Annotated in this window: 19 protein-coding genes; 9 read left to right on the plus strand and 10 right to left on the minus strand. The window is 51.3% G+C overall.

Annotated elements, in window-relative coordinates:
- Positions 1 to 292 precede the first annotated feature (292 nt).
- A complete protein-coding gene (locus ACRRUX_RS16210; protein ID WP_432532299.1) occupies positions 293 to 1,684 on the plus strand; it encodes an SLC13 family permease in 1,392 nt (463 codons plus the stop codon).
- Between the two features lie 72 nt (positions 1,685 to 1,756).
- Here ACRRUX_RS16210 and ACRRUX_RS16215 read toward each other — a convergent pair whose 3' ends face one another.
- The 6 genes from ACRRUX_RS16215 to pspA all read right to left on the minus strand — a co-directional run bounded on the left by ACRRUX_RS16215 (position 1,757) and on the right by pspA (position 7,071).
- Positions 1,757 to 2,944 (minus strand): trans-sulfuration enzyme family protein, encoded by a 1,188-nt coding sequence (locus ACRRUX_RS16215; protein WP_432532208.1) that lies wholly within the window; start codon positions 2,942 to 2,944, stop codon positions 1,757 to 1,759.
- A 208-nt stretch (positions 2,945 to 3,152) separates the two neighbouring features.
- Entirely contained in the window at positions 3,153 to 4,232 is a 1,080-nt protein-coding gene (locus ACRRUX_RS16220) for a YcjF family protein (RefSeq protein ID WP_432532210.1), read from the minus strand.
- Positions 4,229 to 5,650, minus strand: a complete 1,422-nt coding sequence (locus ACRRUX_RS16225; RefSeq protein ID WP_432532212.1) for a YcjX family protein — start codon at positions 5,648 to 5,650, stop codon at positions 4,229 to 4,231. The genes ACRRUX_RS16220 and ACRRUX_RS16225 overlap by 4 nt, the downstream gene beginning before the upstream one ends.
- 86 nt (positions 5,651 to 5,736) lie before the next feature.
- Positions 5,737 to 6,132, minus strand: a complete 396-nt coding sequence (gene pspC, locus ACRRUX_RS16230; protein ID WP_432532214.1) for an envelope stress response membrane protein PspC — start codon at positions 6,130 to 6,132, stop codon at positions 5,737 to 5,739.
- Entirely contained in the window at positions 6,119 to 6,358 is a 240-nt protein-coding gene (gene pspB, locus ACRRUX_RS16235; RefSeq protein ID WP_432532216.1) for an envelope stress response membrane protein PspB, read from the minus strand. The genes pspC and pspB overlap by 14 nt, the downstream gene beginning before the upstream one ends.
- 23 nt (positions 6,359 to 6,381) lie before the next feature.
- Positions 6,382 to 7,071: a phage shock protein PspA gene (gene pspA, locus ACRRUX_RS16240; RefSeq protein WP_432532218.1), complete on the minus strand. Its 690-nt coding sequence runs from the start codon at positions 7,069 to 7,071 to the stop codon at positions 6,382 to 6,384.
- A gap of 175 nt (positions 7,072 to 7,246) precedes the next feature.
- On the opposite strand from pspA, the gene pspF reads away from it, so the two are divergent.
- From pspF to ACRRUX_RS16280, 8 genes are all read left to right on the plus strand, one after another.
- The gene (gene pspF / locus ACRRUX_RS16245; RefSeq protein ID WP_432532220.1) at positions 7,247 to 8,320 is read left to right on the plus strand and encodes a phage shock protein operon transcriptional activator; all 1,074 of its coding nucleotides are present in this window, start codon (positions 7,247 to 7,249) and stop codon (positions 8,318 to 8,320) included.
- 179 nt (positions 8,321 to 8,499) lie between these two features.
- Entirely contained in the window at positions 8,500 to 10,128 is a 1,629-nt protein-coding gene (locus ACRRUX_RS16250; RefSeq protein ID WP_432532222.1) for an ABC transporter substrate-binding protein, read from the plus strand.
- The gene (locus ACRRUX_RS16255; protein WP_432532224.1) at positions 10,128 to 11,159 is read left to right on the plus strand and encodes an ABC transporter permease; all 1,032 of its coding nucleotides are present in this window, start codon (positions 10,128 to 10,130) and stop codon (positions 11,157 to 11,159) included. Before ACRRUX_RS16250 ends, ACRRUX_RS16255 begins: the two co-directional genes overlap by 1 nt.
- Positions 11,146 to 12,036, plus strand: coding sequence for an ABC transporter permease subunit (locus ACRRUX_RS16260; RefSeq protein ID WP_432532226.1), 891 nt, complete (start codon positions 11,146 to 11,148; stop codon positions 12,034 to 12,036). Before ACRRUX_RS16255 ends, ACRRUX_RS16260 begins: the two co-directional genes overlap by 14 nt.
- A 1-nt stretch (position 12,037) precedes the next feature.
- Complete coding sequence (locus tag ACRRUX_RS16265) at positions 12,038 to 13,048, plus strand: oligopeptide/dipeptide ABC transporter ATP-binding protein (protein WP_432532228.1); 1,011 nt, start codon at positions 12,038 to 12,040, stop codon at positions 13,046 to 13,048.
- The gene (locus tag ACRRUX_RS16270) at positions 13,029 to 13,820 is read left to right on the plus strand and encodes a peptide ABC transporter ATP-binding protein (protein ID WP_432532230.1); all 792 of its coding nucleotides are present in this window, start codon (positions 13,029 to 13,031) and stop codon (positions 13,818 to 13,820) included. Before ACRRUX_RS16265 ends, ACRRUX_RS16270 begins: the two co-directional genes overlap by 20 nt.
- A 120-nt stretch (positions 13,821 to 13,940) precedes the next feature.
- A complete protein-coding gene (gene fabV, locus ACRRUX_RS16275; RefSeq protein WP_432532232.1) occupies positions 13,941 to 15,143 on the plus strand; it encodes an enoyl-ACP reductase FabV in 1,203 nt (400 codons plus the stop codon).
- Between the two features lie 122 nt (positions 15,144 to 15,265).
- On the plus strand, positions 15,266 to 15,475 hold the full coding sequence (locus tag ACRRUX_RS16280; protein WP_432532234.1) for a TOBE domain-containing protein: 210 nt from the start codon (positions 15,266 to 15,268) through the stop codon (positions 15,473 to 15,475).
- 134 nt (positions 15,476 to 15,609) lie between these two features.
- On the opposite strand, the gene ACRRUX_RS16285 is transcribed toward ACRRUX_RS16280, so the two are convergent.
- From ACRRUX_RS16285 to clpX, 4 genes are all read right to left on the minus strand, one after another.
- Complete coding sequence (locus ACRRUX_RS16285; protein WP_432532236.1) at positions 15,610 to 17,493, minus strand: SurA N-terminal domain-containing protein; 1,884 nt, start codon at positions 17,491 to 17,493, stop codon at positions 15,610 to 15,612.
- Positions 17,494 to 17,696: 203 nt separating this feature from the next.
- A complete protein-coding gene (locus ACRRUX_RS16290; RefSeq protein ID WP_346347855.1) occupies positions 17,697 to 17,984 on the minus strand; it encodes an HU family DNA-binding protein in 288 nt (95 codons plus the stop codon).
- 241 nt (positions 17,985 to 18,225) lie between these two features.
- A complete protein-coding gene (gene lon, locus ACRRUX_RS16295; RefSeq protein ID WP_432532238.1) occupies positions 18,226 to 20,583 on the minus strand; it encodes an endopeptidase La in 2,358 nt (785 codons plus the stop codon).
- A 129-nt stretch (positions 20,584 to 20,712) separates the two neighbouring features.
- Positions 20,713 to 21,990 (minus strand): ATP-dependent protease ATP-binding subunit ClpX, encoded by a 1,278-nt coding sequence (gene clpX / locus ACRRUX_RS16300; protein ID WP_432532240.1) that lies wholly within the window; start codon positions 21,988 to 21,990, stop codon positions 20,713 to 20,715.
- Positions 21,991 to 22,027 lie beyond the last annotated feature (37 nt).

A 22,027-nucleotide genomic window follows, 5' to 3' on the forward strand; every position in this document is an offset into this window, starting at 1 on the left:
CAGCATCACAGGCAAATGCGCAACAACCGGATGGCGATCACAGTTTTTGAACACTAATTTATTTTCAGCCGCCGCATTTTTCTCCTGCCAAGCTCCCTCTTCCCAAAATTTGGTGTAATTTCATCAACATCATCTATTGATCAACCAAACGTTTTAACGGAAACCAAGACATTTATCACATCAATTCTGTCAGTAATTCGTTAATCGCAGATCACACTTCCTGGCTTTTCGACATTGGGGAATTGGCCTACATTACAGGCCTTATAACAATTACAAAGGAAGTCACATGTCGATGCCTACTAATGGGGATATCGCCCCAAAGCCTCCACAGAGCAATGGAATGCAGAAACGCAACATGCTCATTCTGGCAGCGGATATCCTGTTGCTGTTTGCGCTTCAGTACCTGCTGCCCTTTGATCCAAAAGTTAATGTGGGTCTATCGTTACTGGTGTTTGCGGCCATTCTTTGGCTGACTGAAGCTATCCATATCAGCGTCACCGCTATCCTGATCCCTATTCTTGCCGTTGTTTTTGGCGTTTTTGAAACCAAAACCGCCATGAGCAATTTTGCCAACCCAATCATCTACCTGTTTTTTGGTGGATTTGTATTGGCTGCCGCGCTCAATGCTCAGGGCATTGATAAGCTGATCGCCCAAAAGGTGCTGCTGGCTTCCAAGGGTAAGCTGTCGGTAGCCTGTATTTTGCTGTTTGGGGTGACGGCAGGTCTGTCGATGTGGATCAGCAACACGGCTACCACCGCCATGATGTTGCCTCTGGCACTGGGGATCCTGCGACAGCTGGATTTCAACACCCACAACAAGACCTATCTGTTTATGCTGTTGGGGATCGCATACTCAGCCAATATCGGTGGTATCGGTACTTTGGTAGGCAGTCCTCCAAATGCAATTGCGGCAGCTCAGGCGGGCCTGACATTCGCTGACTGGCTGTCATTTGGTTTGACGACTGTGGCCATTATGCTGCCGGCAATGCTTGCGGCCCTGTATTTCTATTTCAAACCTGATCTGTCGGTTATTTGCGAAGTCAGCAAGGAGAATCCTCACCTTTCAACCAGTGGCAAACTGACGCTGCTGATCTTCATTGCAACCGTCTTGAGCTGGATTTTCTCCGCGCCTATTTCCAAGGCGCTGGGCGGTATTCCGCAGTTTGATACCATTGTTGCCCTGAGCGCCGTAGTGCTGCTGGCAGGTCTGAATCTGGTTGAATGGAAGAAGATTGAAAAAACCACAGACTGGGGCGTACTGATCCTGTTCGGTGGTGGTCTGACCCTGAGCGCCGTACTGAAAGCTACTGGTACCTCGGTATTTCTGGCGCACATGGTCACCGACATTTTCGGCAACACCCATATGGCATTGTTTGTATTTGTGGTGATCTTCTTCGTGGTGATGCTGACTGAATTTGCCAGTAATACCGCCAGTGCAGCGCTGCTGGTACCGGTTTTTGCCGCCATTGCAGAAGCCTTGGGGCTGTCGCCCGTCATGCTGTCAGTATTGATTGGTATTGCCGCGTCCTGCGCCTTTATGCTGCCGGTCGCCACTCCGCCCAATGCCATTGTGTATGGCTCAGGCTATATCAAGCAGTCACAAATGATGCGTGCCGGTCTGGTGATCAATATTCTCAGCATGCTGGTGCTGTATGCCATTGCCCACCTGTTCTGGGGCATTTAAGACCATTTAAGTCGCTGCCTTGGCGGCATTAAAAAAGCCCCGCGATTGCGGGGCTTTTTGCCGGAGTCAGGCTTAATTCAGGGATGCCAGCGCCTGATTGAGATCATCCAGCAAATCCTCCACCGCCTCCAGGCCAACAGAAATACGCAGCAGACTGTCTCCAATCCCTGCTGCCTCTCTGGCCTGAGGGGTATAAGGAGAATGGGTCATGGAGGCGGGATGTTGAATTAGAGACTCTGCATCCCCGAGACTGACAGCAATAGTGAACAATTGCAGCGCGTTGACAAACTCAATAGTCTGCTCATAATCCATTGCCAGTTCAAAGGCAATAACGCCGCCGGCCCGCCGCATTTGCGGACCGACCAACTCATGTCCTGGATGAGTCTTAAGCCCGGGAAAATAAACGCGCTTGACCTTGTCATGACTGGCCAGCATGCGCGCGACTTTCTCAGCATTGTCGCAATGCCTTTGCATTCTGACATCAAGGGTTTTCAGGCCCCTTAATATCAACCAGGCATCATGGGGCGACATCACCGCTCCCAAATCTTTGATGACCTCATACTTGACCTTGTCAATATCCTCTGCGCGACCACACACAATACCGGCGATCACATCGCCATGACCGTTGAGGTATTTGGTGGCACTGTGCACCACCATATCAATACCAAAAGCCAACGGCCGCTGCAGTAACGGCGTCATAAAGGTATTATCAACAATACTGAAAACCTGATGCTGTTTGGCGATGTCGGCAATCCGGGCAAGATCGTATACCGCAAGGTGAGGATTAACCGGCGTTTCACAAAACAGCACTTTGGTTTGTGGCGTGATAGCGGCTTCCACCTGCGCAAGATTGCCAAAATCCACCAGGGTGACTTCGATACCAAAGCGGGTAAACATTTCCGTCATCAACGAAAAGGTGCAGCCGTAAACGGCATTGGAGGCCACCAGGTGATCGCCTTTGGCCAACCTTGACAGCAGCGCTGCGGCAACGGCACCCATACCCGACCCCGAAGCCGCTGCAGCCTCGGCACCTTCGAGCAATGCCATTCGGCGCTCAAGCTCGGCGACAGTAGGATTGCCAAGACGGGTATAAATATAACCGGCTTCATCACCGGCAAAACGTGCGCCTCCCTGCTGAGCACTGGCAAAGGCAAAGGTTGCCGACTGGTGCAAAGGCGTCACCAACGCTCCGCTGGCATCACGCTCATGCCCGCCATGAATACTTATGGTTGGCAATTGCCAGTTGCTTGAATCCTTCATGCTGTTCCCCATTTTTTGCTTTGGTTGTCTGGGTCTATAGGAAGGTACAAACGGTACTCGGTCTGCCTGCGCGACTCAGGCCTTACTGCTGACCGTTTTTACCCTGGGCAGAGCACACAACGGAAATAGTCACTCCTTCGCTAACCATACTCAGGTTCATTCAGAGACGACACAGGGACAATTAAATATCAAAACCACACAATGTAAATCATTTGTTACGAGAAACTTTTTCAGCCACGTTATCGGACCCCATCACTTTGGCCGAAAATGTTTTGAGTTCAGTTAACAGCTCACGATGCAACTGACTCAGTTTGGGACGATTGTCTGCACGAAATGCCAGCGGCCGACATAAGGCCATTGCCTGATAGCCCAAACGGGCCGTCAGCATGCCGCTCCCCAGCCCCTGCGCCAGTCGGGCCGACAATTTGCCGGTTAATTCCATCGACAACATCTGACTGCCCAAATCCACGACAACTTCTGTGGCACCGGCATACAGAATATTAGTGACAATCCCACGTACCAGTTTCACCCGGCTCCAATAGCCCAGCTCGATGCCATAACAGGCGGCCACATCGCGGATCATTTTCTGATTGCGCCACAGGATCAACGCCATATCCAATACCGCCAGCGGACTTGCAGCGAGCAATATTGCCGACTCACCGGCATAGCGGCGGACTATGGCTCTGGCTTTTTGGTCCACACCCTGCAGCACCAAATCATCAAACAGCAACAGCTGCTCAGCATCATTGTGATCATCGCGGCGCGAAGCCAGAAACCGCTCGGTGTTTGCATCCGCAGGTAAATCACGACAGGCCTGTTCAATAAATTCTGCCGCTTCGCCCTGCTGCATGGATTTGAGCAACCGCTCGCCATCGGCTCTGTCCTGCTGGCTGCGCTTTAACCGCGCCAGCAGCCGGTACTCACGCCACAAGCCACGGCCCAGCCACAGCAAGCTGACACCGGCAACCGTGCCATAAAAACCAAACAGCCAGGGCGAGCTGGTCCAGGCGTCATAAAGGGTCAGTCCGGTTTGCACGCCAAGCAGTGACAACAGCAGCACCAGCATCAGCCGGGTCAGCCGGGAACCCGTTCGTTGGGGACTCAGCACCTTTGATAAGCCGGCATCAATGTTATCCGGTTCATCGCTCGACAGGCATACAAGTTCTCCTGACTCAAATCGCTGCGATCCGGCGGGAGCCTGCTGTTCGTTAGCTGCTATCTGCAGCGGCTCGCTGAACAGCTGCTTTTTATGTAACTGGCCATGTGGCTCGGACAACTTATCGCTCATCGCATCTTGTCTCCCAGCATAAATTCCAGCAGGTGATCCAGGCGCAAATGCTGCAACCCATCACCGGCGGAATCTTTGGGTCTGAAGGCAGTAAAATCAAATCCCTGTTGCTGCCAGAAGTCGGCTTTGGGCAGAGTTCTGGGGACGTCTCCGGGAAACAGGGTCAGCAATTGATCACTCTGCAGTTCATATCCCTGAATGACCTGTTTTGCCTGCCCCTCATGGGTCACACTGCCAGCGTCGGTGGCACGGATGGCACTGATCGCCATAGTCTCTACCTGACAACCTTCAAAATGGGCGGCATGACGGCTTTGCTTGAGCACATCCCCCAGCAGATGCAGCAGATTACCCTGCTGATCCAGGGTCACATGATCAGCCTTACTGGCGGCGATCAGCAACTTGTCGATCCGCGGGGCAAACAACCTTCGCAGCAGCGGCGATTTGCCAAACTGGAAACTCTCCAGCACTTCGCTCAGGGCACTGGTCATATCGTCAAACTGCGGCCGCCCCCGGTTAAGTGCGCTCAGGCAATCCACCAGCACAATCTGCCGGTCAAAATGGGCAAAGTGATGACGGTAGAAAGGCTTGACGACTTTATTGACGTACTCCTGATAGCGGGTTTTGAGTACCTGATAGGCACTGTCCCGTGGCGCCTGTTCAAGCTTTGAAAAGGTATTCATGTCCATCGACAGCACCGGAAAAAAAGTCAGCAGCGGTGTCCCATCCAAATCGCCCGGCAACAGCATGCGTCCGGGCTGCGCCAGATAAAATCCTTGATTACGCACCAAATCCGTCAGTAATGTCTGATACAGGGCGGCGACCTGTTGCAGCTGCAGCTCATCGGCAGTCTGCTCCAACGGCACATCTTTGAGCGCATCAATAAAAGGCGCATACGCCGGCGAGTGGGCAAATACTTCGGCTCTGAGGCTTTGCTGACGGCACCACTGGCCGAAATCCAGCTTGAGCATGGGCAAATCCAGCAACCATTCACCGGGATAATCAATAATATCCAGATACAAAGTGGCGCTTTCCGTCACTTTCGCCACCAATCCCTGCACCGGACGGTATTTGATGGCCAGTCGCAGCTCACTGATATTACGGGTAGATGCTGGCCAGGCGGGCGGCTCACGGTTAAGGCTTGCCAGCGCGCCCTGATAATCAAAACTGGCGATATCCAAATCCGGTTGCATTTCCCGGCGGACACCAATCAATCGCTGACTGCGACACACCTGCCACAAAGGCAACTGCTGTCCACATTTATCAGAGGTCAACTGATGTACCAACCCGGTGATAAACGCCGTTTTACCGGCACCGGACAGTCCAGTGACGGCCAGGCGTAAATGGCGGTCGGCGCCCCTTTGTATCCAGTGACGGGAGTGACGCGACAAAGAGGTGAAAGCGTGGCTGATTGTTCCCATGGCTACTACTTGTCGGTAAATACAAACATATTAAAGGTAAAGGAAAAAAACAGGGCGGTGAATACCGCCCTGTCGCATTTGAAGGATTAAAGATTATTGATTTGACGCTTCAGATCGTATTGATCTGAGGTCACATGATGTTCCAGACGCCGCAATCTCTGCTCCAGTGAACTGAACTGACTACTGACATCATGCAGTGCCTGTTTTGCTGGCTCGCCGGCCTGCCAGATTTTTTTCTTAATCCCTATGTCGGCAAATTCCGATCCTGATTGAGGACTTTGGGGTTTGATATCCAGGATCATCCACAGCGCCACATAGAGGATAAATATCGGTCCCTGACCACCCAGCAAGAAAATAGAGGCTGTCACCACCCGCACCAGCCAGGTTTCCAGATTAAAGTAATCTGCAATCCCGGCGCACACACCGGCAACTTTACCTGCCTTGGGGATACGGTACAGGGTTCTTTTTTCATGCATGGTCATGACGATTCCTCCACTCGGGACTCTCAGAGTCCAGAATGGACTCGAGAGTGGCAATGCGCTGGTTCATCTTCTCAGCCTGGTGCACCAGTTGGTTGAGTTGCTCAAATTCTTCATCTGTGAGTCCCTGGCTCACTTGTCGCTTACTGCGATAATGAAGAATCAACCAGATAGGTGCCACGAATATGATGAACAAAATAATCGGGGCTATCAGCAGATCCATATCCATAACTCACCTCTGAAAACAATTGATTACTTGGCAGACTTTTTCTTCTTGGCGTCGACTTTTGCCTTGAGGGCGGCCAGCTCATCGCTGACGGCATCTTCCGCTTCCAGCGCAGCAAACTCATCCGCCAGCGTACCTTTGGCGCCTTTCTGCCCCAGTTCATAAGATTCGACCTGAGCTTCCAGTCCTTCCACACGACGCTCGTACTGCTCAAATTTCAGCATGGCATCATCGATTTTGGAGGAGTCCAGACGCTTTTTCACTTCCAGGCGTGAGGTGGCAGTCTGCTTGCGCATAATGATGGTTTTCTGCCTGGCTTTGGCGTCCGCCAGCTTTTCCTGCAGCAATACCACCTCTTCTTTCAGGCGATTGATCTGCTCATCCACCACCTCGAGCTCTTTCTTCAAGGTGTCGGCAGTTCTGGCCGCATTTTGTTTCTCAACCAAAGCTGCTTTGGCCAGATCTTCACGGTCTTTGGTCAGTGCCAGTTCAGCCTTGTCCTGCCAATCCTGCACCTGAGCCTCAACCCGTTCGATGCGGCGCAGTAAATCTTTCTTTTCAGCCAACACTCTGGCGGAAGTTGAACGCACTTCTACCAGGGTGTCTTCCATTTCCTGAATGATCAGGCGTACCATTTTCTCCGGATCTTCCGCTTTATCCAGCAGCGCACTGATGTTGGAGTTTATGATGTCTGCAAAACGAGAGAATATACCCATAATCCTGTCCTCAATAATTGTTACTCACGAACTGGTATATACACAGACCGTGCCAAAACAATATATTTCTTACTTTTCAATGGAATAGCATTTATTCAACAGATTGCTTTATTTTCACGCTATCCCACCCTATTATGATTTTCACCAATAATTAGCGTCTTAGACCACCAATAACGTGCCCACTAAATTCAAACAAGACAATCTTATCGGCCAATCCAACGCCTTGCTGGAAGTGCTTGAACATGTATCACAAATTGCACCTCTGACCAAACCTGTGTTGATTATTGGTGAGCGGGGAACCGGCAAGGAACTGATAGCCGAGCGGCTGCATTATCTATCCAGCCGTTGGGATCAGCAATTCATCAAGCTCAACTGTTCATCACTGTCGGAAAGCCTGCTGGAAAGTGAACTGTTTGGTCATGAAACCGGTGCATTTACCGGTGCCAAGGGTCGCCATGAAGGCCGCTTTGAACGCGCTGATGGCGGCACTCTGTTTCTTGATGAGTTGGCCAACACCTCTGGACTGGTGCAGGAAAAACTGTTGCGGGTGATTGAGTATGGTGAATACGAACGTGTGGGGGGCAGCAAGACACTGCGCACTGATGTCCGGCTTATCTGCGCCGCCAACGAAGATCTGCCGTCATTGGCCGAAGCCGGTGAATTTCGAGCAGATTTGCTCGACCGACTGGCGTTTGATGTGATAACCCTGCCCCCGCTGCGCTGCCGCCGGGAGGACATTATGGAGTTGGCGCAGTATTTTGCCATCGGTATGACAAGACAGCTTCAGCTGGAATATTTTCCGGGCTTCGGTCCACAGGCCAAGGCACTGCTGCTGGATTACCACTGGCCAGGCAATATCCGTGAACTCAAAAACGTCATCGAGCGGGCCGTGTACCGACATGGTGCCAGCGAGGAGCCGATTGCTGACATCATCCTTGACCCGTTCGAATCGCCCTACCGTCCACAGCAGCGTGTCAAAACCCGTGAAAGGCGCAGCGCTGATATCACTGAGCCGGTATCTGCCTGCAGCGAGCAACCGGCAGACTCGGGCGCATCCACGCCAGTTGGATGTGTGGTGAACTTCCCTATCGACTTCAAATCCCACTGTGAAGACGCCGAGATCCAGCTGCTCAACCAGGCTTTGGCGGCGGCCCAGTTCAATCAGAAAAAAACCGCCGACCTGCTCGGTCTGAGCTACCACCAACTCAGAGGCATACTGAAAAAGTACAACCTGCTGGAAAAAGCCTGACAAAAATAGCAACAGGCGCCGAACACCCGGGCGCCTGATTCACACTTCAACCCTCACCGCCACAACCCGTAAACAACAAAATCAAAACAAGTTGTCACCAGTTCGGGTCTTGGCATTGCTCCGGCTAAAGTCAGGCTGCTAAAATGGCCACTCAAATCCTTAAAAAACTGAATGAATTAATGAGACTGCCGATCCCAGGGTGGCATCATGCCATCACAGTGCTTTGCCTGACGATGCTGGCCACAGGTTGCAGCCCTGAGCAGGTACCGGCCGGGCTGGTCTACTGCTCAGAAGGGAACCCTGAAACATTCAATCCCCAGCTGTCGACCTCAGGCACCACTCTGGATGCGACCTCCAATCAGATCTACAGTCGACTGGTCGATTATGCTGCCGACAAAGGCGCTATAGTGCCAGCCTTGGCGACCAATTGGCACATCTCCGATGATGGTCTGGTGTATCACTTCACATTGCGTCAGAACGTGCAGTTTCATCGCTCAGACCGCTTTACCCCAAGTCGGACTTTTAATGCCAACGATGTGTTGTTCAGCTTTAACCGTATTATTGACCGCAGCCACCCATTTCATGGCATCGGTAGGAACGGCTATCCGTTTTTCGACAGCATAGGCTTTGCCCGCCAGGTCACCCGCATCACCAAAGTGAATGAATTCCAGGTTGCGTTTGAACTCAGACAACCTGACGCCTCCTTCCTCTCCAATCTGTCCAGTGCCTTTGCGGTGATATTGTCGGCTGAATATGCCGAACAGTTGCTGCAGGCCGGTCGTCCGGAACTTATCGATCAGCATCCGATTGGCACAGGCCCCTTTAAACTGACCGAGTATCAGAAAAACGACCATATTCGTTATCACCGCCATCCGGAATATTGGGGAACCACCCCGCAGCTGGAAATGCTGGTATTTGATATCACACCCAAAAGTGGTAACCGCCTGGTGAAGCTGATCACCGGTGACTGCAGTGTATCTGCTCTGCCAAAGGCCGGTGAACTGGCGGTCACAGAGCTGCACGATGCCCTGAGTGTGCAGTCAGATCCCGGTATGAATGTGGCATTCTGGGCCTTCAACACGTTAAAGCCGCCGTTTGACAATGTGCTGGTGCGCCAGGCGCTCGCCATGGCGATTGATCGGGAAAATATCTTGAGGGCGGTTTACCGTGACACCGCCGTTGAAGCCAATGGCATACTGCCTCCGGCGTCCTGGGCATACAGTGACACTCTGCGCGCCAACGTTTATAACCCAAAACTGGCGCAGCAAATGCTGCAGGCTGCCGGCATCAAAGAGTTGGAACTGGACATCTGGGCCATGCCGGTTGGTCGAACCTACAATCCCAACTCATTAAAAACCGCAGAATTAATTCAGTCTGATCTCGCCAATATTGGAGTCAGGGTGAACATCGTCAGCTATGGCTGGAGCATCTTTACCCAGAAACTCAATCAATCCGATTACGACACCGTACTGATTGGCTGGAGCGCTGACAACAGCGACCCGGATAACTTTTTCACCCCGTTGCTGAGCTGCGGCTCCATCGACAGTGGCACCAACCGCTCCCGCTGGTGCAACAGTGAGTTCGAAAACATTATCAATCAGGCCAGACAAACAGGCTCAAAACTTGAGCGGGCAGCACTTTACCAGGAAGCAGAACAACTTATGCAAAGCCAAATGCCATTGGTGAGTCTGGCTCACGCCCGCAGACAAACACTGAAACGTGACAATGTGGTATTGATGCCCATTTCTCCCTTTGGTGGTATCGCCTTTGCGGATGTGAAAATTCAGGTACCGGAGAGTACCAACTGATGGCCAAGTATCTGTTGCGACGACTCAATCTGTTTCTGGCAACCTCTGCGGTACTGATGCTGGTGTTATTTTTTGCCACCCGCATGTTTCCTGTGGATCTGGGCGTTGCCCTGACAGGTATTGAACATCCTAGCGCCGGGCAGGAACAACAAACTATCCGTGACTTTGCCCTGGATGACTCGGGCTTCAGTCAATATATCGCTTACCTTCAGCAGCGCTTGGGCGGCAACATGGGGATTTCCATGACTTCCCAGCAAAGTGTTGCCGGGGAGTTGGCCGAAGTACTGCCAGCCTCCCTTGAACTGGTGCTGTTCACATCAATGATGGCGTTGATATTGGGGATCCCCATCGGTGTACTGGCCGCGCTGAGTAAAAATAAACTCACCCAGCAAGCTATTATGGCGCTGACGCTGACCGGGTACTCTATCCCGGTGTTTTGGCTGGGACTGTCGCTGTCGCTGTGGTTTGGCGTCAAACTGGGATGGTTGCCCATTTCCGGACAACTGAATTTGCTCTACGAGATCCCCAAAGTTACCGGCTTTATGCTGATTGATACCCTGCTTGCCGACTCTCCCTACAGCCTGTCAGCATTTAAAGATGCGCTGCTGCATATCATCCTTCCGGCGACGACTCTGGCAGTATTCCCGTTTACTGTGGTGGTCAGGATTACCCGCGCTGCCATGGTCAATGTCATGAACCAGACCTATGTCAGAGCCGCGGAGGCTCGTGGCCTGAGTACCTCGCTTATCGTATTGCGCCATGCACTGCCCAACGCCTTGATCCCGGTACTTAAAAGCATGGGCCTGATGCTGGGAGCATTTACCAGCTATGCTATTGTTGTGGAAGTAATTTTCTCATGGCCAGGAATTGGTGCCTGGTTGGTACAGGGGATCTATCAGCGGGATTACACTGTTATCCAGAGTGGCATCATGGTGGTAGCCCTGTTGATTATCTTTATGAGCATTCTGATTGACGTACTGCATACAGCGACCAATCCATTGAGTCGGAAAGAACTCTATGCCACAAATTAGTATTTATCAGGAAGACCATATTCCCTCCCCCAGCCGCCGGCTGTGGCAGGCGTTTTCCGCCAATCCTTTCGCACTGGTGGGATTCTGGTCAGTGGTATTTCTACTGATTATCGCCGTTTTCGGCCCACTTATTGCCCCCTACTCGCCTGAAATGCAGGACCCCAAAGCTATGCTATTGCCGCCATCCTGGGATCCGGCAGGCACAGTGGAGCATTTTTTGGGTACCGATGATTTGGGACGGGATATCTTCAGCCGTTTGCTGTACGGTGCCCAGTTAACCTTTGGAATGGCGCTGTTCATTGTGATGACCGCTCTGGTGCTGGGGTTCATTATTGGCGCACTGTCCGGCATGACCCGCGGACTTAAATCCAGCGTACTGTCGCACCTGCTGGATGCCCTGCTGTCTATCCCTTCATTGCTGATGGCTATTCTGGTCGTGGCGGTTACAGGTCCCGGACTTGAGAATATTTTCTGGGCAGTGGGTCTGGCACTGACGCCACAATTTGTACGCGCTATTCATCAGGCTATTCATGAAGAACTGCAAAAAGAGTACGTTACGGCTGCCCGCCTTGATGGCGCCAATTCGCTGCAGATTTTCTGGTACGTCATCATGCCCAACGTGTGGGATACCGTGATTATTCAAACCACCCTGGCCATCTCTGCGGCCATTCTGGATATTGCCGCACTGGGCTTTCTCGGTCTGGGAGCGCAGGCACCCAGTCCGGAATGGGGTGCCATGGTCGCGCAGGGCGTCGATAATCTGTTAACCGCTCCCTGGCTTGTGACGCTGCCCGGAATCGCGATTCTGTTCACTGTGCTGGCCATTAACCTGGTCGGCGATGGATTGAGGTCGGCACTGACGCCGATCAGAAACTGATATGCCACTACTCGACATACGTAATCTCAGCATTGAACTGGATACCCCCCACGGGCGGGTAAAAGCGCTGGAAAAAGTCAGCCTGACCCTCAATGCCGGCGAAGTCCATGGCCTGTTGGGTGAGTCCGGCTCGGGTCGTAGCCTGCTGGCACGGGCGATTATGGGCATTCCGGGCCACAACTGGACTATCACGGTCGATCGTATGATGTGGGACGGCCAGAATTTGCTTGAGCTGGATGCCAAGGCTAGGCGAGCCCTGATGGGCAGTGATATGGCGATGATTTTTCAGGATCCATCCGGCAGTCTCGACCCAGCCAGAACCGTTGGTTCGCAGATTATTGAAGCTATGCCTAAAAATCCTGAGCTGAAGTTCTGGCAACAGAAAAAATACCGCACTCAAATCGCTCAGCAGTGGTTGCATAAAGTGGGTATCAAAAGCCCGGATGACCTGATGGATGCCTATCCCTGGGAGCTGTCTGAAGGCGAATGCCAGAAGATAATGATTGCCATCGCCCTGGCTAACAAACCCAGATTGCTGATCGCCGATGAGCCAACAACCTCAATGGAGTTGTCAACTCAGGCACAGATTTTCCGCCTGTTGGCCAAACTCAATCAGGTCCATGGGGTATCGATTTTGTTGATCAGCCACGAGATCGAAACCCTGACACACTGGTGCGACCGCCTGACGGTATTTTATTCCGGACAGGTAATGGAATCCGGTGCTACCGATGAACTCATCAGCAGTCCACGGCATCCCTATACCCGGATTTTGCTGGAATACCTGCCGGATGAATCAAGCCCCATGCCCCACAAGGCCTTTATGCCCAGCCTGCATGGCTCGGCACCGGCACTGCAACATCTGCCGATTGGCTGCCGATTAGGGCCGCGCTGCCCGTCTGCCCGCAAACAATGCGTTACCCAGCCGATATTGATTCATGAAAAAGACAGATATTGCGCCTGCCATTTCCCTATACAGTATGATGAGAGTCGACATGACCAAACCTCTTCTTAAGGTCAACAACCTGAGCAAACGATACTTCAGTGGCTATCGAAAGTTCAGACGTCAGTACACTCAGGCTCTCAGTGACATCTCATTTGAGTTACAGAGCGGTGAGACGCTGGCCGTCGTGGGTGAAGCTGGCTCCGGCAAAAGCACTCTGGCGCGAATTCTGGTGGGCGCCGAACCCAGATCGGAAGGTTCCATTCTGTTTGAAGGCGAAAACCTTGAGCTGCGGGATATCAAACAGAGATGCAAACTTATCCGTATGATATTTCAGGACCCCAATACCTCACTCAACCCCCGGCTGACCATTGGTGAACTACTCGAAGAACCGCTGCGGTTTAACACCCGTCTGTCCAAACAGGAGCGTCAGGGCAAGGTGTTTGAAAAACTCAGACAGGTCGGCCTGCTGCCGGAACATGCGGATTTCTATCCACATATGATTTCTGAAGGTCAAAAACAACGGGTCGCCGTGGCCCGGGCGCTGATGCTCAACCCCAAGATCATCATTGCCGATGAGGCTCTGACCGCTCTGGATTTCAGCGTACGTTCGCAGATCCTCAATCTGCTGCTGAAGTTGCAAAAGGAGCTTGGTCTGTCATACATATTTGTATCCCACAACCTCAGTATCATCCGTCAGATCAGCGACAAAATTATCGTACTGCACAACGGACAAATCGTCGAAAAGGCCCGGACAGCCGACCTGTTTGAACAGCCCCAGCATGAGTACACCAAACGCTTACTGGCTGAACAACAGGCTATTCTGAACCGTCGTCCGGCGTAAGCATCGCCGCGTATAACTGCTCCAACCACTTGCAGGCAAGCGGCTTTTTCCCAAAAAGCAGTGCCATTTTCGGTGTGAACTCATTATTCTATTGCCCATGTTGACGGAAGAAGCTATCACATGATTATCAAACCCAAAATTCGTGGTTTTATTTGCACCACAACTCATCCAACCGGCTGTGAAGCCAATGTGCTGGAACAGATCAATTACACCAAGGCTCAGGGCAAAATCACCAATGGTCCCAAACGCGTGCTGGTTGTTGGTTCTTCCAGTGGTTATGGTCTGTCATCACGTATAGCGGCCGCGTTCGGCTGTGATGCGGCGACCATAGGCGTGTTTTTTGAAAAGCCGGGAACAGAAACCAAACCAGGCACTGCGGGCTGGTATAACTCTGCCGCCTTTGACAAATTTGCCAAGGAACAAGGTCTGTACGCCAAGAGCATCAACTGTGATGCCTTCAGCCATGAAGCCAAAGATAAGGTCATTGAATTGATTAAGGCCGATCTCGGCCAAATCGATATGGTGGTTTACTCATTGGCCTCTCCGGTGCGTAAGCTGCCAGATACTGGTGAGCTGATCCGCTCATCACTCAAGCCCATTGGTGAAGCGTACACAGCAACGGCGGTAGACACCAACAAAGACACCATTATCGAAGCGACTGTAGAGCCCGCTACAGAGCAGGAAATCGCCGATACTGTCACTGTGATGGGTGGGCAGGATTGGGAGTTGTGGATCAATGCCCTGGCTGACGCAGGTGTTCTGGCTGACGGCTGTAAAACAGTCGCTTACAGCTATATCGGTACTGAAATCACCTGGCCTATCTACTGGCACGGCGCACTGGGTAAAGCCAAAATGGATCTGGATCGCGCTGCTCATGAGTTGAATGACAAGCTCGCAGCCAAGGGTGGCAGTGCCAATGTGGCAGTGCTCAAGAGCGTAGTCACTCAAGCCAGCTCAGCCATTCCTGTAATGCCTTTGTACATTGCAATGGTATTCAAAAAAATGCGCGAACAAGGTGTGCATGAAGGCTGTATGGAACAGATCTACCGCATGTTCAGCCAGCGCCTGTATAAAGCAGACGGCAGTGCTGCACAGACCGACAGCGAAAACCGTCTGCGTTTGGATGACTGGGAACTGCGCGAAGATATTCAGCAGCATTGCCGTGATCTGTGGCCTCAGGTGACGACAGAAAATCTGGCAGAGCTGACCGATTATCGCGAGTACAAAGACGAGTTTATTAAGCTGTTTGGCTTTGGTATCGCAGGCATTGATTATGATGCCGATGTGGATCCCTATGTTGAATTTGATGTGATTCAACTCTAAGTAATTAAGTTATTTAGAAAATGCCGCTACTACAGCGGCATTTTTTATGGAAGAATCTGCCCGCCTCTGCGCTATGCACAGACGGCCATCCAGATAAACATTCTATTTTTGCAGGAGCACATATGAAGATCAGCGCGCGTAATACCCTGAAAGGCACTATCAAAGCCATCGAAGAAGGTGTTGTGAACAATGAAGTGACCATTGAACTGGCCCCAAATGTTGAGCTGACCGCAGTTGTCACCAAAGCCTCCTGCGAGCGTCTGGGCCTGCAGGTTGGTGGCAGCGCCTGTGCCATCATCAAAGCCAGCAGTGTTATGGTTGGTGTGGAATAATTATTCCCTAGAGCATAAATAACGCGGCATTGGCCGCGTTTTTTGCTTAATCCGATAAAACAAAACGCCGGCAAATCGCCGGCGTTTTTTGTAGAGCTGAAGAAGTTAACACAGCTCAATTGTCAATCCTGTGATTATTGCTCGGTGATAACCTGAGATTCCTGAACAGGATATTCAATCCTGGCTTTGGATTTCAGATCTGCAACCAATGCCAGATAGTCGGCATTCGCATATTCAGAACCCAGACGCTGCTTGATGGTCGCCAGCACTGAGTCATTAACACCTTGAGCTGCATTAACTTTATCCAGTACGACCACGGCATATCCCTGAGCCAGCGCAACAGTGTCCACTACAGGCTTATCAGCAGGTGTTGCCATCTGGAAGGCCTTGCTGACGATAGCAGGATCCAGATCCTGGGTGAAACGACCCAGGTCATTACGGGCCTCCAGAACAACCTCATCACCGGCTTTGATCTGATTCATCAGAGTCTGGGCGGCATTACGGGCCAGTTCATTGGCCTGCTCCTGCACCAAACGGGCTTCGATATCGGCTTTAACATCAGCAAAAGGCAACACGCCAGCGTTCTGATGCTTATTCACCCGCACCACAATTGCATGATTTGGCGCAAGCTCAATCACATCAGAGTTTTCGCCGTTCAGCAGTACAGGATCTGAGAACGCGGCCTGAACCACTGCAGCATTGGACAGTGCCGCAGGCGGATTGTTACGAGGGAACATAGCGGTGGTTTTCACTTCAGCGCCAACTTCTTTGGCAGCATCGGCCAAAGTATCCGGAACTTCGTAACTGATATCTCTGAGCGTCTGCTCCAGTTGATAAAACTCATCCGTGGCTTTGTCAGTCTTCAGCTGATCAATCACCTGCTGTTTTACATCAGCAAATGCGGCAGTCTGGCTGGGTTCAATATCATCCAGCTTGATAATGTGATAACCAAAGTCCGACTTAACAACCGGCGAAATACCACCTTTCTCGGTAATGGCAAACAGCGCTTCATCAAACTCTGGCTGCATTACGCCTTTTTCGAACCAATCGAGTTGACCGCCATTGTCAGCGCTGAACTGATCATTGGAGTTTTCTTTGGCCAACATGGCAAAATCAGCGCCATTTTCCAGCTCTTTATGCAGTGCTTCAGCCTTTGCCTTATCCGCCGCATCATCACCGGTGTTTATCAGAATATGGGCCGCCAGACGTTTTTCCGGCGTCTGATACGCTGACTTGTGCTCATTGTAATAAGTTTCAGCATCGGCATCGGTCACCTTGATGTGCTTGGCCAGATCCGCCACATTCAGCTCTACATAATCCAGACTGATCATCTCTGGGCTCACAAACTGAGCCTGATTGGCATCATAGTAAGCTTTCGCCTGGGCTTCAGTGACGCTGATGTCCTTGGTGAAGGGCTCTGCGGCAACAATCTTGTACTGGATATTGCGGGTCTGTCCCTGCAACTCAGCCAATTGTTTGGCTTCGTCAGCCAGCACAAATTCACTGCCAACCAAGGTCGCAACGAGTTGATTGGAAGTCAGGTCCTGACGCATCATTTCGCTGAAGGCAGCTGGCTGATAACCCAATTGGGCAAGCAGTGAGATATAACGGTTATTATCAAACTGGCCGTCAGTCTGGAAGGCTGGCTCAGACACGATCGCCTGCTTGATCTGCTCGTCTGATACGCGCAGTCCCAGCTCGTTGGCGGCCTGTTCAATCAATACCTGGGCAACCAATCTGTCCAGTACTGACTTCTTCAGATTAGCCAGATAGTTCTGGTCGCTGGCCAGGGCGCTGAACATATCGCCCAACTGCTGCTCCATGCGCGCCCGCTCATTCTGGTACGCCTTTTCAAGTTCGGCGTTGCTGATCACCTGCCCGTTAACTGTCGCAGCAGGTACTTCGCTGGATGAACCCAGATAGCTGCTGACACCGGCAAATGCAAAAGACAATATCACCAGGATGAGGATGCTCTTCGCAATCACACCCTGTGAACCTTCGCGGATCTTCTCTAACATCAGATTTCTCGCTCGTTGCGATTAAAAAAAATCAAAAAGGCGCTTCACTTGGGTGACAGCGCCTTAAAAGCTTGGGTATTCGCGTCTTGTTTAAAGCACTCATACCGGGTAATGACCTTCATCAAAATCATCACCCCTTAATTCGTAAAAAGCACTGCTGTGCAGTGCTTCATCATACGACAGCCTCGGGGGCTGAACCGTTATCAGTTAACGGCGTCTTTCAGCGCTTTACCAGCTTTGAATGCTGGAATGTTAGCAGCTGCAATCTTGATTTCTTTACCAGTTTGTGGATTGCGACCAGTGCGCTCTGCACGCTGACGAACTTCAAAAGTACCAAAACCAACAAGAGAAATTTTCTCGCCGTCTTTCAGACCTTCGGTCACAGCAGCGATGAAAGAGTCCAGTGCACGACCAGCAGCAGCTTTGGAAATGTCAGCACCGGTAGCGATTTTCTCGATTAGTTCAGATTTGTTCATGTCATCCCCTTGAATGTAATTTTGCGCCGCTACCAAATCCTTCTCTAGAGCGGTCTGCGGAGGCTTTTATAACAAGCTTGAATATAAAGTTCAAGCCCTGTACCAAAACCATAAAGAATTAATTAGTAATTCGCTCAAAGCCAGTCCCCCCAAGGGTTTGAGAGGTCTGGCCCGCTACGAATCTAGGCTACCACAGCTTTGCCCTTTGTTAAGCCCTTTTTTTAACTTTTTTAGTGAGATAAGGCAATTTTTTGCGTTATCCCAAGTTTTTGACCACTTCAAAACCCTCTACCGGTCGTTCAAGCGCCAATTTCAGGACTTCATCAACCCATTTAACCGGGTGAATTTTCAGGTCAGCGATAACATTTTCCGGAATTTCTTCCAAATCACGCTCATTTTCTTTAGGGATCAGCACATGTTTGATACCGCCACGGTGCGCCGCCAGCAGCTTCTCTTTCAAGCCACCAATGGGCAACACTTCGCCGCGCAGAGTAATCTCACCTGTCATGGCGACATCCGCTTTTACCGGATTACCGGTCAGTGTCGACACCAGTGCGGTACACATGGCGCAACCCGCTGATGGGCCATCTTTGGGCGTAGCGCCTTCTGGCACGTGTACGTGAATATCACGCTTCTCATAGAAGTCAGGGTTGATACCCAATTGCTCGGCACGTGCACGAACCACTGTCATCGCCGCCTGAATAGATTCCTGCATGACATCCCCCAGCGAACCTGTGTAGGTCAGCTTACCTTTACCCGGCACGGATGTAGCCTCAATGGTCAGCAAATCACCGCCGACCTGAGTCCAGGCCAGACCGGTTACCTGACCAATCTGATTACGGCTTTCGGCTTTACCGAAATCAAAACGCTGTACGCCGAGGAAAGACTTCAGGTTTTCCTGAGTGACATGCACCTGTTTGATGGATTTATCCAGCAGAATCTGTTTCACCACTTTACGACACACCTTTGACAGCTCACGCTCCAGCGAACGCACGCCGGCTTCGCGGGTGTAATAGCGGATCATGCCCAGAATTGCACCATCATCAACCTTCAGCTCACTGGCTTTAAGGCCGTTTCGCTCAATCTGTTTTGGCAGCAAATGTTGCTTGGCGATGTTCAGCTTCTCATCTTCGGTATAACCGGACAGACGGATCACTTCCATACGATCCAGAAGTGGCCCTGGGATATCCATGGAGTTGGAGGTCGCCACAAACATCACGTCAGACAGGTCATAATCCACTTCCAGATAGTGATCGTTGAAGGTGGAGTTCTGCTCAGGATCCAACACTTCAAGCAATGCTGAGGCTGGATCGCCACGCATATCGCTGCTCATCTTGTCGATTTCATCGAGCAGAAACAGCGGATTCTTTACGCCAACCTTAGCCATCTTCTGGATGATTTTTCCCGGCATAGAGCCGATATATGTGCGACGATGTCCACGAATTTCCGCTTCATCACGCACGCCGCCCAGCGCCACGCGCACGTACTGACGACCCGTCGCCTTGGCAATTGATTGCCCCAGCGAGGTCTTACCGACACCTGGTGGGCCAACCAGACACAAAATTGGGCCTTTAAGTTGCTTGACCCGGGTTTGCACCGCCAGATATTCCAGGATGCGCTCTTTGACTTTTTCCAGACCATAGTGATCCAGATCCAGCGTCTCCTGAGCCTTGGCTAGATCGCGCTTAATTTTTGAACGCTTCTTCCAGGGAACAGATGTCATCCAGTCAACATAGCTGCGCACTACCGTAGCTTCTGCTGACATAGGTGACATCATTTTCAGTTTGTTCAGCTCGGCCAGGGCTTTCTCTTTGGCATCAGCAGGCATATCAGCCGCTTCGATTTTCTTGCCAAGGCCTTCGAACTCATCATGACCTTCATCAAGATCGCCAAGCTCTTTCTGAATCGCTTTCATTTGCTCATTCAGATAGTACTCGCGCTGGCTTTTTTCCATCTGCTTTTTGACCCGGGTGCGGATACGTTTTTCAACCTGTAATAGGTCAACTTCCGCTTCCATCATGGCCATCAGATATTCCAGGCGCTCGGCGACATTCACCATTTCCAATACTGACTGCTTGTCAGCCAGCTTAAGCGGCATATGAGCTGCCATGGTGTCAGCCAGTCGTGCAGCTTCATCAATACCACTCAGTGACGTCAGCACTTCAGGAGGGATCTTCTTGTTCAGTTTGATATAACCTTCAAACTGACCAATCGCGCTGCGAACCAGAACCTCTTCCTCTTTGTCATCCATATCTTCGGAGGACAGCAATTCAGCCTGGGCAACAAAGAAGTCATCTTCTTTGACATAACGTTTGATACGGGCACGACGTCCACCCTCTACCAACACCTTGACAGTGCCATCAGGCAGTTTCAGCAACTGCAGTATGGAGGCGACTGTACCGACATCGAAAATATCTTCAGTGCCCGGTTCATCCAAATCGGCATCACGCTGGGCCACCAGAATAATCTGCTTGTCCTGAGCCATGGCGGTCTCAAGGCAGCGAATGGACTTTTCCCTTCCAACAAATAACGGAATAACCATATGTGGGTAAACCACTACGTCGCGCAGTGGCAGGACGGGGAGTTCTATATGCGTATCACGCTCTGAGGTCATAGTATGATTCCGTCTCAACTTAGTAAGTTATTACGAGTATATTGGGACAAATTGCGGTGTTTCAATGCCAGAATGAAAAAAAGGAGCTACCTGAGCTCCTTTTTTAAAACAATGATTACAAAAGACTAATTAATGCTCACCAGCAGCCTGGCTTTCATTGTTTTCGTAGATAAGCAGTGGGCTGGACTCGCCTTTAACCACAGATTCGTCAACCACCACTTTAGCCACACCTTCAGAAGAAGGCAGGTCATACATGGTATCGAGCAGAATGCCTTCCACGATTGAACGCAGACCACGGGCACCGGTTTTGCGGGACATAGCTTTCTGGGCGATGGCTTTGAGCGCGTCGTCACGGAACTCCAACTCGACCCCTTCCATATCCAGCAGCGCCCCATACTGTTTGGTCAGTGCGTTTTTCGGTTCGGACAGAATTTGCACCAGTGCATCTTCATCCAGCTCCTGCAACGTTGCCACCACTGGCAGACGACCGATGAACTCAGGAATAAGACCGTACTTAACCAGGTCAGCAGGCTCTACCTGCAGCAGGGTTTCAGAGACAGACTTCTTGTCACTTTCACCTTTCACCTGAGCCCCGAAACCGATGCCTGAGCTTGACTCACAGCGCTGTTCGATCACCTTTTCCAGGCCAGCAAATGCACCGCCACAGATAAACAGGATCTTGGAGGTATCAACCTGCAAGAATTCCTGCTGTGGATGCTTACGCCCCCCCTGAGGAGGTACTGCAGCAATAGTACCTTCAATCAGTTTAAGCAGCGCCTGCTGCACACCTTCACCGGAAACATCCCGGGTGATTGAAGGGTTGTCTGACTTACGACTGATCTTGTCAATCTCGTCAATGTAGACAATACCGCGCTGCGCTTTTTCAACATCATAGTCGCATTTTTGCAGCAGCTTCTGGATGATATTCTCTACATCTTCCCCCACATAACCGGCTTCGGTCAGGGTCGTGGCATCCGCCATGGTAAAAGGCACATTCAAACTTCTGGCCAGAGTTTCTGCCAGCAGCGTCTTACCACTGCCGGTTGGACCAATCAGCAGAATGTTACTTTTTCCAAGCTCCACACCGTCTTTTGGCGATGTGTTTTTCAAGCGCTTGTAGTGGTTATACACCGCTACCGACAACACCTTCTTCGCCTGCTCCTGACCGATAACGTAATCGTCAAGATGAGCACGCAACTCATGGGGCGTTGGCAACTTGTCGTGATCCCGCTTGGGCGAAATCTCTTTAATTTCTTCGCGAATAATGTCGTTGCAAAGTTCAACGCACTCGTCGCAAACGTAAACAGAAGGCCCGGCGATCAGCTTACGCACTTCGTGCTGGCTTTTGCCACAAAAAGAGCAATACAGCAGCTTTCCGCCATCGCCGTTACTTTTGTTGTCACCCATTCTACTACCTCTTATGCAGCCTGCTTTACTGCCAGTC

This window comes from Shewanella sp. GXUN23E (genome assembly GCF_050865035.1).
GTDB lineage: Bacteria > Pseudomonadota > Gammaproteobacteria > Enterobacterales > Shewanellaceae > Shewanella.

What these genes read in the sequence shown, in the direction of transcription:
- pspB (WP_432532216.1), bottom strand. Translation starts at nt 6,358, where the DNA reads ATGGATATGGATCTGCTGATAGCCCCGATTATTTTGTTCATCATATTC.
- ACRRUX_RS16215 (WP_432532208.1), bottom strand. Translation starts at nt 2,944, where the DNA reads ATGAAGGATTCAAGCAACTGGCAATTGCCAACCATAAGTATTCATGGC.
- ACRRUX_RS16285 (WP_432532236.1), bottom strand. Translation starts at nt 17,493, where the DNA reads ATGTTAGAGAAGATCCGCGAAGGTTCACAGGGTGTGATTGCGAAGAGC.
- ACRRUX_RS16225 (WP_432532212.1), bottom strand. Translation starts at nt 5,650, where the DNA reads ATGGGAACAATCAGCCACGCTTTCACCTCTTTGTCGCGTCACTCCCGT.
- clpX (WP_432532240.1), bottom strand. Translation starts at nt 21,990, where the DNA reads ATGGGTGACAACAAAAGTAACGGCGATGGCGGAAAGCTGCTGTATTGC.
- pspA (WP_432532218.1), bottom strand. Translation starts at nt 7,071, where the DNA reads ATGGGTATATTCTCTCGTTTTGCAGACATCATAAACTCCAACATCAGT.
- pspC (WP_432532214.1), bottom strand. Translation starts at nt 6,132, where the DNA reads ATGACCATGCATGAAAAAAGAACCCTGTACCGTATCCCCAAGGCAGGT.
- ACRRUX_RS16220 (WP_432532210.1), bottom strand. Translation starts at nt 4,232, where the DNA reads ATGAGCGATAAGTTGTCCGAGCCACATGGCCAGTTACATAAAAAGCAG.
- lon (WP_432532238.1), bottom strand. Translation starts at nt 20,583, where the DNA reads ATGACCTCAGAGCGTGATACGCATATAGAACTCCCCGTCCTGCCACTG.
- ACRRUX_RS16265 (WP_432532228.1), top strand. Translation starts at nt 12,038, where the DNA reads ATGCCACTACTCGACATACGTAATCTCAGCATTGAACTGGATACCCCC.
- ACRRUX_RS16270 (WP_432532230.1), top strand. Translation starts at nt 13,029, where the DNA reads ATGACCAAACCTCTTCTTAAGGTCAACAACCTGAGCAAACGATACTTC.
- ACRRUX_RS16280 (WP_432532234.1), top strand. Translation starts at nt 15,266, where the DNA reads ATGAAGATCAGCGCGCGTAATACCCTGAAAGGCACTATCAAAGCCATC.
- ACRRUX_RS16255 (WP_432532224.1), top strand. Translation starts at nt 10,128, where the DNA reads ATGGCCAAGTATCTGTTGCGACGACTCAATCTGTTTCTGGCAACCTCT.
- fabV (WP_432532232.1), top strand. Translation starts at nt 13,941, where the DNA reads ATGATTATCAAACCCAAAATTCGTGGTTTTATTTGCACCACAACTCAT.
- ACRRUX_RS16210 (WP_432532299.1), top strand. Translation starts at nt 293, where the DNA reads ATGCCTACTAATGGGGATATCGCCCCAAAGCCTCCACAGAGCAATGGA.
- ACRRUX_RS16250 (WP_432532222.1), top strand. Translation starts at nt 8,500, where the DNA reads ATGAGACTGCCGATCCCAGGGTGGCATCATGCCATCACAGTGCTTTGC.
- ACRRUX_RS16260 (WP_432532226.1), top strand. Translation starts at nt 11,146, where the DNA reads ATGCCACAAATTAGTATTTATCAGGAAGACCATATTCCCTCCCCCAGC.